Raw genomic sequence first — 17,055 nt, forward strand, 5'->3', positions numbered from 1 at the left:
TTAAGGAGGAGTCAGTTGTATACTGCAAAAAATTATATACGAGCAGGCAGCCTCGAGCAGGCCTATGAACTCAACAAGACGAGGACAAACGTCATCATGGGAGGCCTGATGTGGCTCAAGCAGAGCAAGAAGAACATTAATACCCTCATAGACCTTTCCGGGCTCGGGCTCGACGACATAAAGGACTGCGATTCTCACATAGAGATAGGAGCTATGGTTACGCTAAGGGAAATGGAAAAAAGCGAAGTCCTTCAGAAATATTTTGGAGACTATTTCAGGGATGCGCTCGGATCTATAGTAGGAGTTCAGTTTAGAAACGGAGCTACAGTCGGAGGAAGCGTTTTTGGACGTTATGGCTTCTCGGATGTCATTACGGCGCTCATGGTCCTTGATGCCAGCGTGGAAATATTCAACGGAAGCACCGAGATAATTCCACTTGAGAATTTCGTTTCACTTAAGAGAGATAACTCCGTGCTGTCCAGGATAATCATAAATAAACGTGACTCAGTCTGTTCATATGAGTCTCTTCGCATAATCTCGACAGATTTTCCACAGCTCAATGTGTCCGCTTCAATCGAAAAACCGATGCATGGGTCAGATACCTCCAGGCTTCAGATTGCAGTAGGTGCAAGGCCTAACGTGGCAAGGTTGATAAAGTCAGAAAATTTTGACATATCTGAATTATTCACAAGTTATGCACAGGATGTGAATAACAATTCCTGTGACGCGATTAACAGTCTTGTCGACAAATATCTGATAGAAGATCTGAACAATCTGAATTACGGAAGCAATATAAAGGCAAGTGCCCAGTACAGAATGATCCTTTCCAGGGCTCTTGCTGCAAAGGTCCTTGCAAAGCTTGCTGAGAAAGGAGCTTCTTCATGGAAGTAAGAATAACGGTAAACAAGAAAATCCTCATAAGGGAGATCTCTCCAGACATGATGCTGATAGATTTCCTTAGAGAAAATGGATATACCAGCGTAAAGAGAGGATGCGAGACCTCAAACTGCGGGCTCTGTACAGTGCATCTGAACGGAAAGCCCGTGCTTTCATGCTCGACTCCGGCTGTGAGAGCGGATGGCCAGCAGGTCACCACGCTTGAGGGAATGCAGAAGGACGCTGCTGAAATCGGCGGATACATCGCTGACGAGGGAGCAGAGCAGTGCGGCTACTGCAGCCCGGGATTTATAATGAACATCATCGCAATGAAAAACGAATGGGTAAACGAAGAAAGAACTGAGGCCAGCGAAGAAGATATCCTGTCATACCTTGCCGGAAATCTCTGCAGATGCACCGGATACATGGGCCATATAAGAGCGCTCAGAAGATATTTCGCAGCTCACAGCATAGATATAACAGGAAGTCATACCGATCTTTCGAATGATTATATCGGGGAGGTGAAATAGATGGCTCGTTATATAAAAGAACCTAAAGTCGACATAAGTAAATTCAGATCTGTAAACAACAGTTTCAGAAAGAAAGACGCCATGCCTCTGGTCACTGGAAAGCCAGTATACACAGATGATATAGCTCCGGAAGATGCACTTATAATAAAGATCCTCAGGAGCCCTCACGCCCATGCGATCATAGAGGATATAGATGTCAGCCGCGCTGAAAATGTCGAAGGTATAGCATGTGTGCTTACCTGGAAGGACGTTCCGTCAAGCAGATTCACGATCGCCTGCCAGGCATATCCAGAGCCGAGCAACTATGACAGGCTCATACTCGAGAGGCGCCTCAGATATGTGGGGGATGCCGTAGCAATAGTCGCAGGTGAAGATGAGAAGGCCGTGGACAAGGCCCTCAAGCTTATAAAAGTAAAGTATGAGGTGCTTGAGCCGGTGCTTGATTTCAGGAAATCAAAGGACAACCCTGTGCTCGTGCATCCTGAAGATGACATAAAGACAAACCCTTTCTTTCCTGAGCAGATAAAAAGAAACATAGTATATTATGGAGAGACTCAATACGGGAATGTAAATGAAGAGTTTGAGAAATGCGACGTGGTTATAGAACGAAGCTACCATACCCTTCAGAACAATCAGACCCCTATGGAGCCCTTCACTACCTTTGCCGATGTGGACCCTTACGGAAGAATAAAGATAGTCAGCTCCACCCAGACTCCTTTCCACGTCAGAAGGATAGTCGCAAATGCCCTCGATGTTCCAAAATCAAAGATAAGAGTTATAAAGCCAAGGATAGGCGGCGGATTTGGTTCAAAGCAGAGCTCTGTAAGCGAGATGTATCCTGCAATAGTAACGCTTAAGACCGGAAGGCCTTCAAAGATAATATATACAAGAGCTGAATGCTTCATCGCAGGAAGCCCGAGACATGAGATGGAGATGACCGTAAAGATTGGCGCTACAAAAGATGGAAAGATAAGAGCAATGGAACTGTACACGCTTTCAAATGCAGGCGCATACAACGAGCACAGCTCGACAACCGTAGGACTGAGCGCTACAAAATCCCTATCCCTCTACGGAAGGATTCCTGCTCAGAGATTCTCATATGACGTAGTTTACACTAACAAGGTGCCAAGCGGTGCCTACAGAGGCTTTGGTGCTACACAGGGAGTATTTGCCATAGAATCCTCGATAGATGAGCTTGCAAAGGCCATGGAGTTCGACCCGATAAGGCTGAGAGAGCTGAATCTTGTTACGCCGGGAGAGGCAGTGTTCATGTATGAAAACAAGCCGGTCAACACCTGCAACCTCGACAGATGCATAGAAAAAGCCAAGGAGCTCATCGACTGGGACAGCAAATATCCGAGAAGAGAAATGGGCAATGGAAAAGTGCGCGGCGTAGGGCTTGCGATCGCAATGCAGGGCTCCGGTATAGCCGGAATAGACACGGCCGGAGTAGAGATAAGGCTGAGCGACCACGGTTTTTACCATATGAATGTGGGCGCCGCTGACATAGGTACAGGAAGTGATACAATCCTGTCACAGATAGCATGCGAGGCGCTTGGCTGCAGCATGGACGACATAATCGTGAGCGGTGTAGATACGGATGTTTCGCCTTATGATGCGGGAGCCTATGCTTCGAGCACGACATATATAACCGGAATGGCCGTTGTAAAGACCTGTGAGAAGATTACAGAGAAGATCCTCGAGCAGGCCGCAAGAATGATGGATGTCTCAAAGGACATACTGGAATTCGACGGGAAGAAGATATTCACTATAGATGCTCCGAACGTTGAATATAAAGAGCTTTCCCTTTTTGACCTGGCTGCTCAGACAGGCGGAGGATCGGTAGACATGATCTCTGCCAGCGAGTCCCATTTCTCTCAGTACTCCCCGCCTCCATTCATGGCAGGAGCAGTAGAGATAGAGGTCGACAGATACACAGGAAAGATAGAGATCATAGACTATGTAGGCGTACTCGACTGCGGAACCCCTATAAACCCTAACCTTGTAAGGATACAGGCTGAGGGCGGAATAGCTCAGGGAATAGGAATGGCACTCTGGGAAGATGTGCGCTTTGATGAAAACGGAAAGCTGCTCAATGACAACTTCATGAGCTACAAGATTCCGGGAAGGCTGGATATCAGGAACGTCAGGGTATACCTCGAGCCAACCTACGAGCCGACCGGTCCTTTCGGCGCCAAGTCTGTAGGAGAGCTCGTTATAAACACACCTTCTCCGGCGCTTGCCAACGCAATTGAGAATACTACCGGAGTGAGGCTGAGAGAGCTTCCTATGACATCTGAAAAACTCATGATGGCTATGTCATGCATGCGATAATACTTGCAGCCGGCAGCAGCAGGAGGTTTGGAGCAAACAAGCTCCTCTCTCTCCTGAACGGCCGGCCGCTTTTTTCATATGCCCTCGAAAATGCCCTGTCCTGCCCTGAGATAACAGATATAACGGTGGTCACGAGGTACCGGGAGATAGAGGAATATATAGAAAAAAATGTGGATATCCTTATTCGATTCGGACAGAAAACCATCTCAGTTATCCACAATCCATTCGCAGATGAGGGAATATCTTCATCAATAAGGATAGGAACCAGCGCTGTCATGGACACCAAGCTCCATGATGAGGGTACTCATCTTTTCGGCGATGCCTCTGCATCTTCAGTGATTTTCATGGTGGCAGACCAGCCCTTCCTGAAAAAGGATACCCTGTGCAGGCTGACGGCCTCGCACACAGAGGCTGTAAACAGGGAAACTCTTCCTGTAATATCCATGCTGTGCTGTGGCGATATGAGCGGAAATCCGGTCATATTCACCAGAGACTTCCTGAGCGAGCTGCTTATGCTAAAAGGAGATACAGGCGGAAAGGGCGTTATAAAAAAGGCCGTGTCCGGCGACGTGAAATTTTTCCTTAACAGAGTATATACAGATGATGAAAAAGAGCTTCATGACATAGACACAAAAGAAGACATGATAAAGAGCTGAAAGGCTCTTTTTTCATGTCTTCTGATATCATACTTTAATTTATAAATCGTTTCTTCCTATATATAGTAAAGATTCTCCGTCGGGAAATATGGATCTGCGGTAACATCTATTCCCAGCTTTCCGTATGTCTGATCGTCGTTCTTGCTCAGTATAGTAGTCGAATGAGCCTGTGTCCCGCTGAGCTCTCCCAGCATAGATAGCGCCGCCTTGGCTACAGGGTTTGTCGTAGCGCTTATAGTGAGTGCTATCAGGACTTCTTCGCACGAAAGAAGTGGATTCTTGTTTGAGAGTATGTTGCTCTTGAGGTTCATTATCGGCTCAAGTATCTCCGGAGCTATGAGATGTATCGAGTCATCGAGGTGCGCGAAATGCTTTATGGCGTTCAGCAGAACTGCCGCTGCCGCATCCATGACGTTGGTCTTTCTTCCGGTGACTATGGTTCCATCTCTGAGTTCGAGCGCTACCGCAGGGTATACGTTTACGTCCTGGCGCTTGTACTTCTGGGATTTTGCTCTGGCCGGCTCTACACACTTCCTGTCTGATTCCTTAAGACTGAGCTCTTCCATTATAAGCTTCGCTCTGTCTGCAGTTTCCTTGTCTACATAGCCTTTCTTGTATTCGCATGCCGTCTTGAAATATCTTCTTATTATCTCCTGGCGTGAGGCTTCCTGTACTGCTTCGTCATCGATTATGCCACATGATATCCTGTTCACGCCCATATCCGTAGGCGACTTGTACACGGATTCCTCTCCGGTTATCTTCTCTATTATTCTCCTGAGGACCGGAAAAGCTTCTATGTCCCTGTTATAGTTTACGGCAGTCTCTCCATATGCATCAAGGTGGAATGAGTCTATCATGTTGACATCCCTGAGGTCTACTGTTGCGGACTCATATGCGATGTTGAGTGGATGCTTTAGCGGCACGTTCCATACAGGGAAGGTCTCGAATTTCGAATATCCAGCGGCTCTTCCTCTCTTGTTCTCATGATAAAGCTGGCTCAGGCAGGTCGCGAGCTTTCCGCTTCCCGGGCCTGGAGCTGTCACGACTACTATCGGCTTTGAAGTCTCTATATATGGATTCTGACCATATCCGTCATCACTCACTATAGTATCCACGTCTGTAGGATATCCCTTGGTGGCTCTGTGCTTGTATACCTTTATCCCTCTGCGCTTTAGCTTGTTCATGAACACTGTCACAGATGGCTGGTCGTTGTATCTTGTTATTACTACGCTGTTGACTTCAAGCTCATGTCCCCTGAGATCATCGATAAGCCTGAAGACATCCATGTCGTAGGTTATCCCGAAATCTCCTCTTATCTTGTTTCTCTCAATATCTCCCGCATAGACGCAGATGACTACCTCTACCTTTTCCTTAAGCCTGTTCAGAAGCTTTATCTTTGCATTCTCGTCAAATCCCGGCAGCACTCTTTTGGCGTGCATGTCGAACATGAGCTTTCCTCCGAATTCAAGGTAGAGCTTGTCATAGTTGTTTACTCTCTCGAGTATGTATTTGGACTGCTCCTCCAGATACTTAGCATGATCAAATCCGATTTTCATATTTCCTCCTCTTTAAATCAGACAGTTCAGGCAAAATTTTATCCGCCTGAACTGATTTATCGCAACATAATGGTGTCTGTATAATTAATGTTTCTATGATAACACAAAATAATGCTCAAATCAATATTCTGTCATTATATGAGAATTACATTATTTATGAAAACGCTTGCTGAATAATAAGTGTTAAAAAACAAACAATTCAAAAATTTTTCAAGTTTGTTAAATTTTGTCTTCCGTTATAAAACAAACTGTGGTATTATGTTAAATATATTAGTACATATACATAATAAGAAAGAAAAACGCCTTTATTTCGTATTCATAATATTTATTCCAGCTTAATGGTAACGCTTTCAAATGTGTATGTCCTATTTTATAATATTATAGGAGGAATAATCTATGAGCAATCTTATGAAGAAATGGAACAGCCTGAGCCTGGTAAAAAGAATCTTTGTCGGCCTTATAATCGGTATAGCCCTTGCGCTTACTGTTCCAGAGCAAGTTAGTGGTATCACAATATTTGGATCACTATTCGTTGGTGCACTTAAAGCTATCGCACCTATCCTGGTATTTTTCCTTGTTATGTCTGCTATCTCTGGCCACAGAGAAGGTACTGAGACAAACATGAAATCTATCATCGTTCTTTACCTTTTAGGAACTTTCCTTGCAGGACTTATCGCGGTTATTGCAAGCTTCCTTTTCCCAGTGTCACTTACGCTTGGAGCAGGAGTAGACAGCATAACGCCTCCAGGAGGAGTTGTTGAAGTACTTAAGGCGCTTCTTATGAACGTTGTTGACAACCCAGTTAAAGCACTATTCAACGCAAACTACATCGGTATCCTTGCATGGGCTATAGTTCTTGGTCTTGCAATCAAGGGTGCATCTCAGACAACAAAGGACATGATATCTACGTTTGCTGAAGGTCTTGCTACAATGGTAAGATGGGTAATCAACTTCGCACCACTTGGAATCATGGGTCTTGTATTTGATTCTATCGCTACAAGCGGACTTGAGTCACTTCTAAGCTACGGACAGCTTCTTATCCTTCTTGTAGGATGTATGCTTTTCGTTGCATTCGTTGTAAACCCTATCATAACTTATGTATGTATACGTCAGAACCCGTTCAAGCTTGTGCTTATGTGTCTTAGAGAGAGTGGAATCACTGCATTCTTTACACGTAGCTCAGCTGCGAATATCCCTGTAAATATGGCTCTTTGTGAAAAGCTTGGACTTGACAAGGATACTTACTCAGTATCTATACCGCTTGGAGCAACTATAAACATGGCGGGAGCTGCGGTTACTATATCTGTACTTTCTCTTGCTGCAGTTCATACACTTGGAATCACTGTAGATATCCCAACAGCAATAATCCTGAGCGTTCTTTCAGCAGTAAGTGCTTGTGGAGCATCTGGAGTTGCAGGTGGATCGCTTCTTCTTATACCTCTTGCATGTAGTCTCTTTGGTATCCCAAATGACGTTGCGATGCAGGTTGTTGGAGTTGGTTTCATCGTTGGAGTTATCCAGGATTCAGCTGAGACTGCTCTTAACTCTTCAACTGACGTTCTATTCACAGCTTCTGCTGAGTTCAGAAAAAGACGTCTTGCAGGAGAAAAAGTTGTTATCAATACTAAAGGTTAATAAATACGCAGTATAAATTGAAAGAGTGCAGATTTTAAAAAATCTGCACTCTTTTTCTATTGCTTTTCAACCCTCACCGCCAGAGTCATCAGCTCCGCGGCTGAAGCCGCCCCGTCTATTATTCCATTTTTTACAAAGGCCACCTCGTCACACAGCCTTGCTACTTCGCCCCGGCTGTGGGATACAAATATAGTTCCTGCTACCTTATCCATTACTTTTTCAATTTCTTTCTCCGTATTCATCCGTAGGTCTTCATCGAGAGCGCTGAGAGGCTCATCCAGAAGCAGTATTTCCGGCTGAGATGCTATCAGCCTTGCAAGCGCTACTCTCTGCTTCTGACCCCCGCTCAGCTGAGAGGGGTATCTGTCTTCCAGGCCGTTCAGCCTGAAACTTTCGATGCAGCTTTCTAATATATTATTTCTTTCTTTTTTGTCTCCTGTCCTCAGGCCTGCCATTATATTCTGCCTTACCGTCATGTTGGGAAAGAGGGCATAGCTCTGAAACAGATAGCCAGCGCGTCTCTGCTGAGGCTTTATGTTTATCTTCTTTTCAGAATCAAATAGCACCCTGTCTCCAATCGATATGAATCCCTTATCCGGATTCTCGATTCCTGCCAGGCACCTGAGAGTCATGCTCTTGCCTGAACCGGAAGATCCAAAAAATCCGAGCTTCCTGCAGTCAGAATCTATGTTGACATCTAGAATAAAGCTCCCCATTCTCTTCGTGAATTTTGCCTTAAGCTTCATCTCATATCCCCTTTTTGTGAAATCCGATTCATAAGGATAACAGCTGCAAGCGAAATAGCCAGTATTATTACAGCCCAGTTATATGCGAGAGCCCTGTCTCCCGACTGTATTGCCGTATATACCGCCAGCGCCATCGTCTGTGTCTTTCCCGGTATGTTGCCTGCTATGATGACCGTAGCTCCAAATTCTCCCATGGCTCTCGCAAATGCCAGTATTGTTCCTGAGAGTATCCCATACCTGCAGTTGGGAAGTATCACCCTGAAGAATATGTCCTTCTCCGGCATTCCAAGCGTTCTCGCTGAATATATGAGGTCCTGGTCGAGCTGTTCAAATGAAGCCTTGGCAGCCCTGTACATCAGCGGAAAGGCTACCACAGAGGATGCGATCACCGTAGCCGTCCAGGTAAAGACTACAGTCAGGTCATGTTTCATGAGCAGGTTTCCTGCGGGCCCATTTTTTCCAAACAGCACCAGAAGAAAGAATCCTGTTACTGTTGGCGGAAGCACGAGCGGTATTGTAAAGATTCCATCCACCAGATTCCTGAAGCGTCTTATCCTCATTACGAACCAGGCTGCGGCTATCCCTGAAACAAAAGCTGCCGCGGTTGCTGCAAGAGAGGTCTTTACAGAGATCAGCAGTGGTGAATAATCCATTTTCAAATTCTCCTTTTATGAAAATCCATTTTTTCTGAATATGTCCAGCGCTGCTTCCGATTCGAGAAACTCAGCAAAGGTCTGTGCGCCCTGCGCGTTTGCAGATTCGTTTATCACAGCCACCGGATATTCAATTTGCGAATGTGCCTGGGGCTCTATGACAAATGCGATTTTTACATTTTTACTGCTTACAGCATCTGTCATATATACAATCCCGGCATCTGCTTCACCTGACTCTACCCATGAAAGCGTAGTCTTTGCATCCGGGGCAAGGACCATCTTGTCGCTTATGCTTTCTGTGATTCCATAATACGCAAGCGCCTCAGATGCATACTGACCGACTGGTGCCACGGAAGGGTCTCCGCAGCTTATGACCTTCAAGCTGTCCTTTGAAAGATCTTCTATTTTTTCCGGAACATTCCCGCTCTTCAAAGGCACGATTACAACAAGTGAGTTACTGAGCAGCGACCTTCGGCTGCCTTCCTTTATGAATCCTTTATCCTCCAGTGCATTCATCTGCCTTGCTCCGGCAGAAAAGAACACGTCGACAGGCGCACCCTCTTCAATCTGAGCCTGTAGCGCTCCCGAGCTACCAAGATTGAGTGCTATGTCATACTCCGGATGCTCGCTCTCAAAAACAGCCTCGATTTCTTCAAGCGAAGACTTCAGGCTTATTGCTGCAGATATATTTACTGCAGATTGCTTTTCACAGCCTGTCATCGAAGCGATAAGCACTGCCAGCAAGATTAAGTAAGTAATTTTTTTCATGACTTTTACCATTCCTCTGTCTCTTATATATTAAGTATATTTTTAACTACAAATTGAGTATACATCAGTATCATTTTTGTGTCAATTGTGATAAAATCCTCTCATGGAGGTGATTTCTTGATCAATGATATCTTAATGCACAGGATAATTTCATTCGTAGGGAGCGGTGGAAAAACCACACTTATGTTTGCAGTTGCGAAAAAGCTTTCACAGCTTGGAAAGAAAGTGATAATAACCACCAGCACAAAGATATATCTTCCCACGGATTATAATGTAGTGCTTCTCGATAAGGAATGCCTCTCTTTGGCCGCTTCTTCTCTCAAGAATGATCCTATATGCGTAATCGGCTCTCCATGCCCAGGTACAGGCCTTTTTGAGCCTCAGAAGCTATGCTTCTGTGAACAGTTCGGCCTCACTCCAAAAGATTTCCTCAAGGTTGCAGATTTTGTGCTCATAGAAGCTGATGGATCAAAGCATATGCCCCTGAAATTTCCTGGAGAAAACGAGCCGGTAATCCCGGCTGAAAGCGACATGGTAATAGCCGTTGCCGGAATGTGGTGCGTCGGCCATCCCATATCAGAAGTATGTCACAGATATGAGCTCGCCTGCCGATTTCTCTCAGATGAGTACGGATGCCATATAGGACCGGATCATAAAGTCACGAGAGAGGATGTGCTGAGAATAATGAACAGTGTCTACGGATACCGAAAGAATGTTGGTAAAAGAGCATTCCTGAAATATATATTCTATGACAGGAAAGACTATATCAACTTTCAGATTTAGGAATTTATAAGATAGATGGAGGAAAATCATGAAAAAAAACATATCAAGATCAGATTTCTATAAAGACATAATCTCTGACTCAGCTAATAATAAGAAAGACGCTTTCATACTGACCGTGACAGACGAATCGAACCTTGGAAGCAAGGCTCTTGCAAGCAGAAAGCAAGATGGAAGCATATCCCTTGATCTGATACAGGATTCAGATCTTGAAGAATACTGGAAAAATCTGATTTCAGGAATAGATCTTTCAGGTTCTACATACCAGGACGGTGAAACTTCAGTCTTTATAGAAAGCATCAGCCCGAGGATCCCTGTAGTCATATGCGGCGGGGGCCATGTAAGCCTTGCGCTTTCAAAATTATGCAAGTTCATGAACTATGACCTCATCATACTTGAGGACAGGGCAGAATTTGCAAATCCCTCGAGATTTCCCGATGCAAAAAGAATAATTGTGGATTCCTTTGAAAACATATTCAAAAATAATGACTTCGAGCCCAATGCCTGTTTTGTGATAGCTACAAGAGGCCATTCCCACGATGCCCTGTGCCTTGAAAACATAATGAGGCGGGATTTCATGTATGCCGGAATGATCGGTAGCCGTGCAAAGGTCCAGAAGACAAAAAATCTGATTCTCTCCAAAGGCTTCACCGAAGAGGATTTTGATAATATACACACTCCAATAGGCCTTCCAATAGGCGGACAGACCCCTGAGGAAATAGCTGTCAGCATAATAGCTGAAATTATACAGACAATAAATAATGATCCCAAGTCGTACTTCAGTGATTCAATTAAAAATGCCATACTAAGCTCAGATTCTCCTGCAGTTCTCGCAAAGATAATAAATAAAAAGGGTTCTTCACCAAGAGGCATAGGAAGCCAAATGATAATACGAATAGATGGTTCCATAGCGGATACAATAGGCGGAGGTACAATAGAGCACCTCTGCATACAGGAAGCCGTAAAGCTGCTTCATGAAGATGATCCAAGGCCTTTTATCAAGAACTTCATCCTCAGCAACGAAAATGCCGCAGGAATAGGCATGTGGTGCGGCGGGGCAGTGGATATACTGTTCGACATCGTTTAAAAAATCGAGAAACAGAATTGAAAAAGCAAAGCCAGTGAGGAATCCCCATCTGACTTTGCTTTTTAATTTAAAATCTTATATTTCGAACTTGTCCACAAGGTTTTGCAGAAGCTCCGCCTGATTTGAAAGCTCCTTGCTCGATGCAGCGCTTTCTTCTGCCGTAGCCGCATTTGTATGAACTACAGATGCTATCTGCTCAAGACCCTGATTTATCTGAGATACTGCAAATGCCTGTTCCTGCGATGCGTTTGCGATGTCAGTTATCGTTGATGTTATCTGTCCTGTGTTTTCATAGAGCGCCTGAAGATTTGCCGCTGCCTCATCTGCGAGAGAGCTTCCTTCCTCAACAGCCTTCATGGAGCGTTCTATCAGATGAGCCGAATTCTTGGCCGCCTCAGAGCTTTTTGCAGCAAGATTTCTTACTTCATCCGCAACTACTGCAAAGCCCTTGCCTGCAGCTCCTGATCTTGCCGCTTCGACTGCAGCGTTGAGCGCAAGTATGTTTGTCTGGAATGCTATGTCGTCTATCGCTTTTATTATGGTCCCAATTTCTGTAGACCTTGCATTGATCTCGTTCATGGCCTCTACCATTTCCTGCATCTGTCTGTTGCTCTCGCTTATCCTCTGGCTGGCCTTTACCATGCTTTCATTGGCTTTTATCGTGTGCTTCGCATTGTCATCTATCTTTGAAGCCACGTCGCTTATAGTGGATGAAAGCTCTTCTATTGAGCTTGCCTGCTCGGTAGTACCCTGCGCGAGTATCTGAGATCCTGTCGAAAGCTGCATGGAGTTGCTGTTTACCTGCGTCGCCACTTCCTTTATCTCATAGATGGTCTGGCTCAGAGTATCTCTTATATCAAAGAGTGCCTCCTTGATAGTCGAAAACTCTCCAGCATATTCCTGTCTGAGGTCAAACTGAAGACGACCTACCGCTATCTGATTCAGGACTTCTGTAATCTCTTCTATATAGTGGATATAGGACTTGAGCCTTACTACCGTGTCTCCCAGAGCTTCAGCCACTTCGCCTATCTCGTCGTCAGAGTCAGCCTTTATCTCCACGTCAAGGTTTCCTTCCGCTATCTGTGATGCGGCATATGAAAGCCTGTTTACGGATTTAGTTATGTTCTTTGACATGAAAACGATTGCCGCTATTACAAAAAGTATTCCCGCTGCGAAGAGACCGAGGATTATGTTCCTTATATTTGCATTCGTGCTGTAAGCTTCATCTTCAGTTATTCCCGTAATGACTACCCACTGCGAGCCTTCTACTGCGCTTGTATCTCCAACGTATTTCTCTCCGTTCATCTCATATTCGACAGGTCCGAAAGTCCCTGAGGATACTGATGTTATGAGCTCTGATGATATATCCGTGTCTGATATGTTCTTCTGAACGTATTCTTCCTGTGGATGATATATTATATTACCGTTTTCATCAATCAGCATTATGAATCCGCTTTCTCCAAGCTTGAACTGAGAAAGCACCTGCGAAAGCTGGCCGATCTGAATATCATAGGCAAAGGCGCCTACTACTTTGTCCGTCTTTGGATCTATTACAGGAGAGGCAACCGTGATGACCAGAGAATCAACGGCAGTATCCTTGTATGGAGGAACTACCACAGGCCTTCTGAGTTCATTTACCACATACCATGGACGCGTTGTGACATCAAAGGTCTCATCTGTAACTATATCATCCGAAGCTATTATCTGGCTGGAGTCAAAGTCTGCAATCCATACTCTGAGGATGTTTTCCGGGTCGATTACAGTATAATTGATAAGACTTGTCCGTATCTGTGACCACTGAGGCTTGTCCGCAAATTTTTCCCCAGGCTTTGTCTCTATAATATAATTTATGATTTCTGAAGTGCCTGCGCCTGTCTGTGATGTTGAAATATAGTCTGCCAGAAATGAGCTTACCTGTTTTGAAAGATACATCGAATCTGATGTAAGATTGTTTTTTACGATTCCTGAAACTGAATTGTTTACAGAGGACATTATCGTGAATCCTGCTATGGCAAGTATGAGTATAACCGGGAGGGAAATACCCAGAAGCATCTTAACCCATAATTTCTGCCTGTTTTTGCTTTTTGTCCATTTTTTCCCATATGGTCTCCTTTTTTTGGGGGGGATTTTATTGTATATCTGTTATATCGTCATTTAGTACATTAAATTAATAGATAATTGCAATATTTCTGTGTTAAATAAATCACTTTGAAGGATTTTGACCACATGATTAAGCAAAAAAAATCACCTGAGATATTCTCAAGTGATTTTTTTAATTGGCTGCGTCCTACTTTCCCAGGAGGCTGCCCTCCAAGTATTATCAGCGATGCAGGGCTTAACTTCTGTGTTCGGAATGGGAACAGGTGTATCTCCTACTCTATTGCAACCATATTCAGTTAGATGGATGTACCATCAAAACTGCATGCCAATCTAAAGCTTCGCTTCTTTTTTCTTCCAGGTAAATTTTGGTCAAGTCCTCGATCTATTAGTACTCATAAGCTGCATGCATTACTGCACTTCCACCTTGAGCCTATCAACCACGTAGTCTTCATGGGATCTTACTCCTTACGGATGGGAAATCTTATCTTAAGGGTGGCTTCGTGCTTAGATGCCTTCAGCACTTATCCATTCCGCACATAGCTATCCAGCTGTGCCACTGGCGTGACAACTGGTGCACCAGAGGTGCGTCCAACCCGGTCCTCTCGTACTAAGGTCAGCTCCTCTCAAATTTCCTACGCCTGCGACGGATAGGGACCGAACTGTCTCACGACGTTCTGAACCCAGCTCGCGTACCACTTTAATGGGCGAACAGCCCAACCCTTGGGACCTACTACAGCCCCAGGATGTGATGAGCCGACATCGAGGTGCCAAACCTCCCCGTCGATGTGGACTCTTGGGGGAGATCAGCCTGTTATCCCCAGGGTAGCTTTTATCCGTTGAGCGATGGCCCTTCCACTCGGTACCACCGGATCACTAAGCCCGACTTTCGTCCCTGCTCGACCTGTATGTCTTGCAGTCAAGCTCCCTTTTGCCTTTACACTCTTCGCACGATTTCCGACCGTGCTGAGGGAACCTTTGGGCGCCTCCGTTACTCTTTAGGAGGCGACCGCCCCAGTCAAACTGCCCGCCAAGCAGTGTCCCAGACGAGGATTCACTCGTCGTGGTTAGAACTCAAACAATACAAGGGTGGTATCCCAACGGCGGCTCCAACGAGACTGACGTCCCATCTTCTTAGCCTCCCACCTATCCTGTACATGTATTGCCTAAATTCAATGCTAAGCTACAGTAAAGCTCCATGGGGTCTTTCCGTCCTGTCGCAGGTACCCGGCATCTTCACCGGGACTACAATTTCACCGAGTCTGTTGTTGAGACAGTGCCCAAATCGTTACGCCTTTCGTGCGGGTCGGAACTTACCCGACAAGGAATTTCGCTACCTTAGGACCGTTATAGTTACGGCCGCCGTTTACTGGGGCTTAAGTTCACTGCTTCGATTGCTCTGACAGATCCCCTTAACCTTCCAGCACCGGGCAGGCGTCAGCCCCTATACTTCACCTTGCGGTTTTGCAGAGACCTATGTTTTTGGTAAACAGTCGCTTGGGCCTATTCTCTGCGGCCTGATTTCTCAGGCACCCCTTCTCCCGAAGTTACGGGGTAATTTTGCCGAGTTCCTTAACAACAGTTCTCTCGCTGGCCTTAGGATTCTCTCCTCACCCACCTGTGTCGGTTTGCGGTACGGGCACCTTGATCTAACTAGAGGCTTTTCCTGACAGCGTGAAATCGCAGACTTCGTTACTTAATTTCACTCCCCGTCACGCCTTGGCATTGTACCTGTGGATTTGCCTGCAGGTACTGCCTTGACGCTTGGACGCGCATAACCAACAGCGCGCTTCTGCTATCCTTCTGTGTCACCCCATTGCTCAAACGATCTTTGGTGGTACGGGAATCTACACCCGTTGTCCATCACCTACGCCTTTCGGCCTCGGCTTAGGCCCCGACTAACCCTGAGAGGACGAACCTTCCTCAGGAAACCTTGGGTTTTCGGCCTGGGGGATTCTCACCCCCATCTCGCTACTCATGCCAACATTCTCACTCGTATACTGTCCACTGCTCCTTACGGTACAGCTTCAGCCTGTATACGACGCTCTCCTACCACTCTCCTTACGGAGAATCCGTAGCTTCGGTAATATGTTTGAGCCCCGGTAATTTTCGGCGCGGGACCACTCGACCAGTGAGCTATTACGCACTCTTTAAATGAGTGGCTGCTTCTAAGCCAACATCCTGGTTGTCTGTGCAATCCCACATCCTTTTCCACTTAACATATATTTTGGGACCTTAGCTGACGGTCTGGGCTGTTACCCTCTTGACCATGGACCTTATCACCCATAGTCTGACTGCCGAGTATGATGTACGGGCATTCGGAGTTTGATAGTCTTCGGTAACCCAAAGGGCCCCTAGGACATTCAGTGCTCTACCTCCCGCAATCTTAACCTCGACGCTAGCCCTAAAGCTATTTCGGAGAGAACCAGCTATCTCCAGGCTCGATTGGAATTTCACCGCTATCCACAGTTCATCCCCGCACTTTTCAACGTGCGTGGGTTCGGTCCTCCATTTCCGATTAAGGAAACTTCAACCTGACCATGGATAGGTCGCCTGGTTTCGGGTCTGCAGCATTGAACTTTCGCCCTGTTAAGACTCGCTTTCGCTACGGCTTCGGACCAGAAGTCCTTAACCTTGCTCAATACCGCAACTCGTTGGCCCGTTCTACAAAAAGTACGCAGTCACACATTAACGTGCTCCTACAGCTTGTAAGCATAAGGTTTCAGGTTCTATTTCACTCCCCTCCCGGGGTTCTTTTCACCTTTCCCTCACGGTACTATTCTCTATCGGTCGCCAGGTAGTATTTAGCCTTAGGGGGTGGTCCCCCTATCTTCCCACAAGGTTTCACGTGTCTCGTGGTACTCTGGATACACCTGGAAGTCTTCTCATTTCGTTTACGGGGCTGTTACCCTCTGCGGCGGCTCTTTCCAAAGCTCTTCTACTATGATACCTCTATTCCATGATGGTGTCCAAAACCCCTGACCGGAAAACCGATCAGGTTTAGGCTGTTCCCCTTTCGCTCGCCGCTACTTAGGGAATCGAGTTTTCTTTCTTTTCCTCCGGGTACTTAGATGTTTCAGTTCTCCGGGTTCCCCTCACTGCACTATGTATTCATGCAGAGATATACAGGCATTACCCTGTATGAGTTTCCTCATTCGGAAATCTTCGGATCGAAGGTTGCTTGCACCTCCCCGAAGCTTATCGCAGCTTACCACGTCCTTCATCGGCTCCTGGCGCCAAGGCATCCACCTTACGCTCTTAATAACTTGACCTATTCGGCTTCACATTTACTGCAAACTCCTTTGTTGTGTTCTTTCACTCATTCACTCACGTACGT

The 17,055-nt window shown here is 45.8% G+C and carries 12 protein-coding genes and 2 rRNA genes; 7 read left to right on the top strand and 7 right to left on the bottom strand.

What is annotated here, in order from left to right; all coding sequences use genetic code 11:
- Nucleotides 1-15: 15 nt before the first annotated feature.
- Genes AC4PGZ_RS11010 through AC4PGZ_RS11025 form a run of 4 tightly spaced genes read left to right on the top strand, consistent with a single transcriptional unit; the run spans nt 16 to nt 4,396 of the window.
- Nucleotides 16-891 carry an FAD binding domain-containing protein gene (locus AC4PGZ_RS11010; protein ID WP_492158671.1) on the top strand — a complete coding sequence of 292 codons (876 nt, stop codon included), beginning with the start codon at nt 16-18 and terminating at the stop codon, nt 889-891.
- A complete protein-coding gene (locus AC4PGZ_RS11015) occupies nt 882-1,406 on the top strand; it encodes a (2Fe-2S)-binding protein (protein ID WP_492158672.1) in 525 nt (174 codons plus the stop codon). The genes AC4PGZ_RS11010 and AC4PGZ_RS11015 overlap by 10 nt, the downstream gene beginning before the upstream one ends.
- A complete protein-coding gene (locus AC4PGZ_RS11020) occupies nt 1,407-3,740 on the top strand; it encodes a xanthine dehydrogenase family protein molybdopterin-binding subunit (RefSeq protein ID WP_492158673.1) in 2,334 nt (777 codons plus the stop codon). It abuts the gene before it with no gap.
- Nucleotides 3,728-4,396 carry a nucleotidyltransferase family protein gene (locus tag AC4PGZ_RS11025; protein WP_492158674.1) on the top strand — a complete coding sequence of 223 codons (669 nt, stop codon included), beginning with the start codon at nt 3,728-3,730 and terminating at the stop codon, nt 4,394-4,396. Before AC4PGZ_RS11020 ends, AC4PGZ_RS11025 begins: the two co-directional genes overlap by 13 nt.
- A gap of 56 nt (nt 4,397-4,452) precedes the next feature.
- Here the strand turns inward: AC4PGZ_RS11025 and AC4PGZ_RS11030 are convergent, their stop codons facing one another.
- Nucleotides 4,453-5,952, bottom strand: a complete 1,500-nt coding sequence (locus AC4PGZ_RS11030) for a DUF1846 domain-containing protein (protein ID WP_492158675.1) — start codon at nt 5,950-5,952, stop codon at nt 4,453-4,455.
- A gap of 396 nt (nt 5,953-6,348) precedes the next feature.
- On the opposite strand from AC4PGZ_RS11030, the gene sstT reads away from it, so the two are divergent.
- Complete coding sequence (sstT, locus tag AC4PGZ_RS11035; protein WP_492158676.1) at nt 6,349-7,587, top strand: serine/threonine transporter SstT; 1,239 nt, start codon at nt 6,349-6,351, stop codon at nt 7,585-7,587.
- A 56-nt stretch (nt 7,588-7,643) separates the two neighbouring features.
- Here the strand turns inward: sstT and AC4PGZ_RS11040 are convergent, their stop codons facing one another.
- The 3 genes from AC4PGZ_RS11040 to modA are packed head-to-tail and all read right to left on the bottom strand — an operon-like array spanning nt 7,644 to nt 9,766.
- Nucleotides 7,644-8,333, bottom strand: coding sequence for a sulfate/molybdate ABC transporter ATP-binding protein (locus AC4PGZ_RS11040; protein WP_492158677.1), 690 nt, complete (start codon nt 8,331-8,333; stop codon nt 7,644-7,646).
- Nucleotides 8,330-8,986, bottom strand: coding sequence for a molybdate ABC transporter permease subunit (modB, locus tag AC4PGZ_RS11045; protein ID WP_492158678.1), 657 nt, complete (start codon nt 8,984-8,986; stop codon nt 8,330-8,332). Before modB ends, AC4PGZ_RS11040 begins: the two co-directional genes overlap by 4 nt.
- Nucleotides 8,987-9,001: 15 nt before the next feature.
- A complete protein-coding gene (modA, locus tag AC4PGZ_RS11050; RefSeq protein WP_492158679.1) occupies nt 9,002-9,766 on the bottom strand; it encodes a molybdate ABC transporter substrate-binding protein in 765 nt (254 codons plus the stop codon).
- Nucleotides 9,767-9,871: 105 nt separating this feature from the next.
- Between modA and yqeC the strand changes: the two genes are divergently transcribed.
- Both yqeC and AC4PGZ_RS11060 read left to right on the top strand, forming a co-directional pair.
- Nucleotides 9,872-10,537: a selenium cofactor biosynthesis protein YqeC gene (yqeC, locus tag AC4PGZ_RS11055; RefSeq protein WP_492158680.1), complete on the top strand. Its 666-nt coding sequence runs from the start codon at nt 9,872-9,874 to the stop codon at nt 10,535-10,537.
- A 28-nt stretch (nt 10,538-10,565) separates the two neighbouring features.
- Entirely contained in the window at nt 10,566-11,621 is a 1,056-nt protein-coding gene (locus AC4PGZ_RS11060; RefSeq protein ID WP_492158681.1) for an XdhC family protein, read from the top strand.
- Nucleotides 11,622-11,696: 75 nt separating this feature from the next.
- On the opposite strand, the gene AC4PGZ_RS11065 is transcribed toward AC4PGZ_RS11060, so the two are convergent.
- The 3 genes from AC4PGZ_RS11065 to AC4PGZ_RS11075 form a co-directional block, all read right to left on the bottom strand.
- Nucleotides 11,697-13,673: a methyl-accepting chemotaxis protein gene (locus AC4PGZ_RS11065; protein ID WP_492158682.1), complete on the bottom strand. Its 1,977-nt coding sequence runs from the start codon at nt 13,671-13,673 to the stop codon at nt 11,697-11,699.
- A gap of 222 nt (nt 13,674-13,895) precedes the next feature.
- Nucleotides 13,896-14,012: ribosomal RNA gene (gene rrf, locus AC4PGZ_RS11070) — 5S ribosomal RNA — on the bottom strand.
- 74 nt (nt 14,013-14,086) lie between these two features.
- Nucleotides 14,087-16,990 (bottom strand): 23S ribosomal RNA (locus tag AC4PGZ_RS11075).
- Between the last annotated feature and the right edge of the window lie 65 nt (nt 16,991-17,055).

The sequence above is a fragment of the Proteocatella sp. QWL-06 genome (assembly GCF_058684135.1).

What these genes read in the sequence shown, in the direction of transcription:
- AC4PGZ_RS11020 (WP_492158673.1), top strand. Translation starts at nt 1,407, where the DNA reads ATGGCTCGTTATATAAAAGAACCTAAAGTCGACATAAGTAAATTCAGA.
- AC4PGZ_RS11040 (WP_492158677.1), bottom strand. Translation starts at nt 8,333, where the DNA reads ATGAAGCTTAAGGCAAAATTCACGAAGAGAATGGGGAGCTTTATTCTA.
- AC4PGZ_RS11060 (WP_492158681.1), top strand. Translation starts at nt 10,566, where the DNA reads ATGAAAAAAAACATATCAAGATCAGATTTCTATAAAGACATAATCTCT.
- AC4PGZ_RS11065 (WP_492158682.1), bottom strand. Translation starts at nt 13,673, where the DNA reads ATGCTTCTGGGTATTTCCCTCCCGGTTATACTCATACTTGCCATAGCA.
- sstT (WP_492158676.1), top strand. Translation starts at nt 6,349, where the DNA reads ATGAGCAATCTTATGAAGAAATGGAACAGCCTGAGCCTGGTAAAAAGA.
- AC4PGZ_RS11025 (WP_492158674.1), top strand. Translation starts at nt 3,728, where the DNA reads ATGCATGCGATAATACTTGCAGCCGGCAGCAGCAGGAGGTTTGGAGCA.
- modB (WP_492158678.1), bottom strand. Translation starts at nt 8,986, where the DNA reads ATGGATTATTCACCACTGCTGATCTCTGTAAAGACCTCTCTTGCAGCA.
- AC4PGZ_RS11030 (WP_492158675.1), bottom strand. Translation starts at nt 5,952, where the DNA reads ATGAAAATCGGATTTGATCATGCTAAGTATCTGGAGGAGCAGTCCAAA.
- AC4PGZ_RS11015 (WP_492158672.1), top strand. Translation starts at nt 882, where the DNA reads ATGGAAGTAAGAATAACGGTAAACAAGAAAATCCTCATAAGGGAGATC.
- modA (WP_492158679.1), bottom strand. Translation starts at nt 9,766, where the DNA reads ATGGTAAAAGTCATGAAAAAAATTACTTACTTAATCTTGCTGGCAGTG.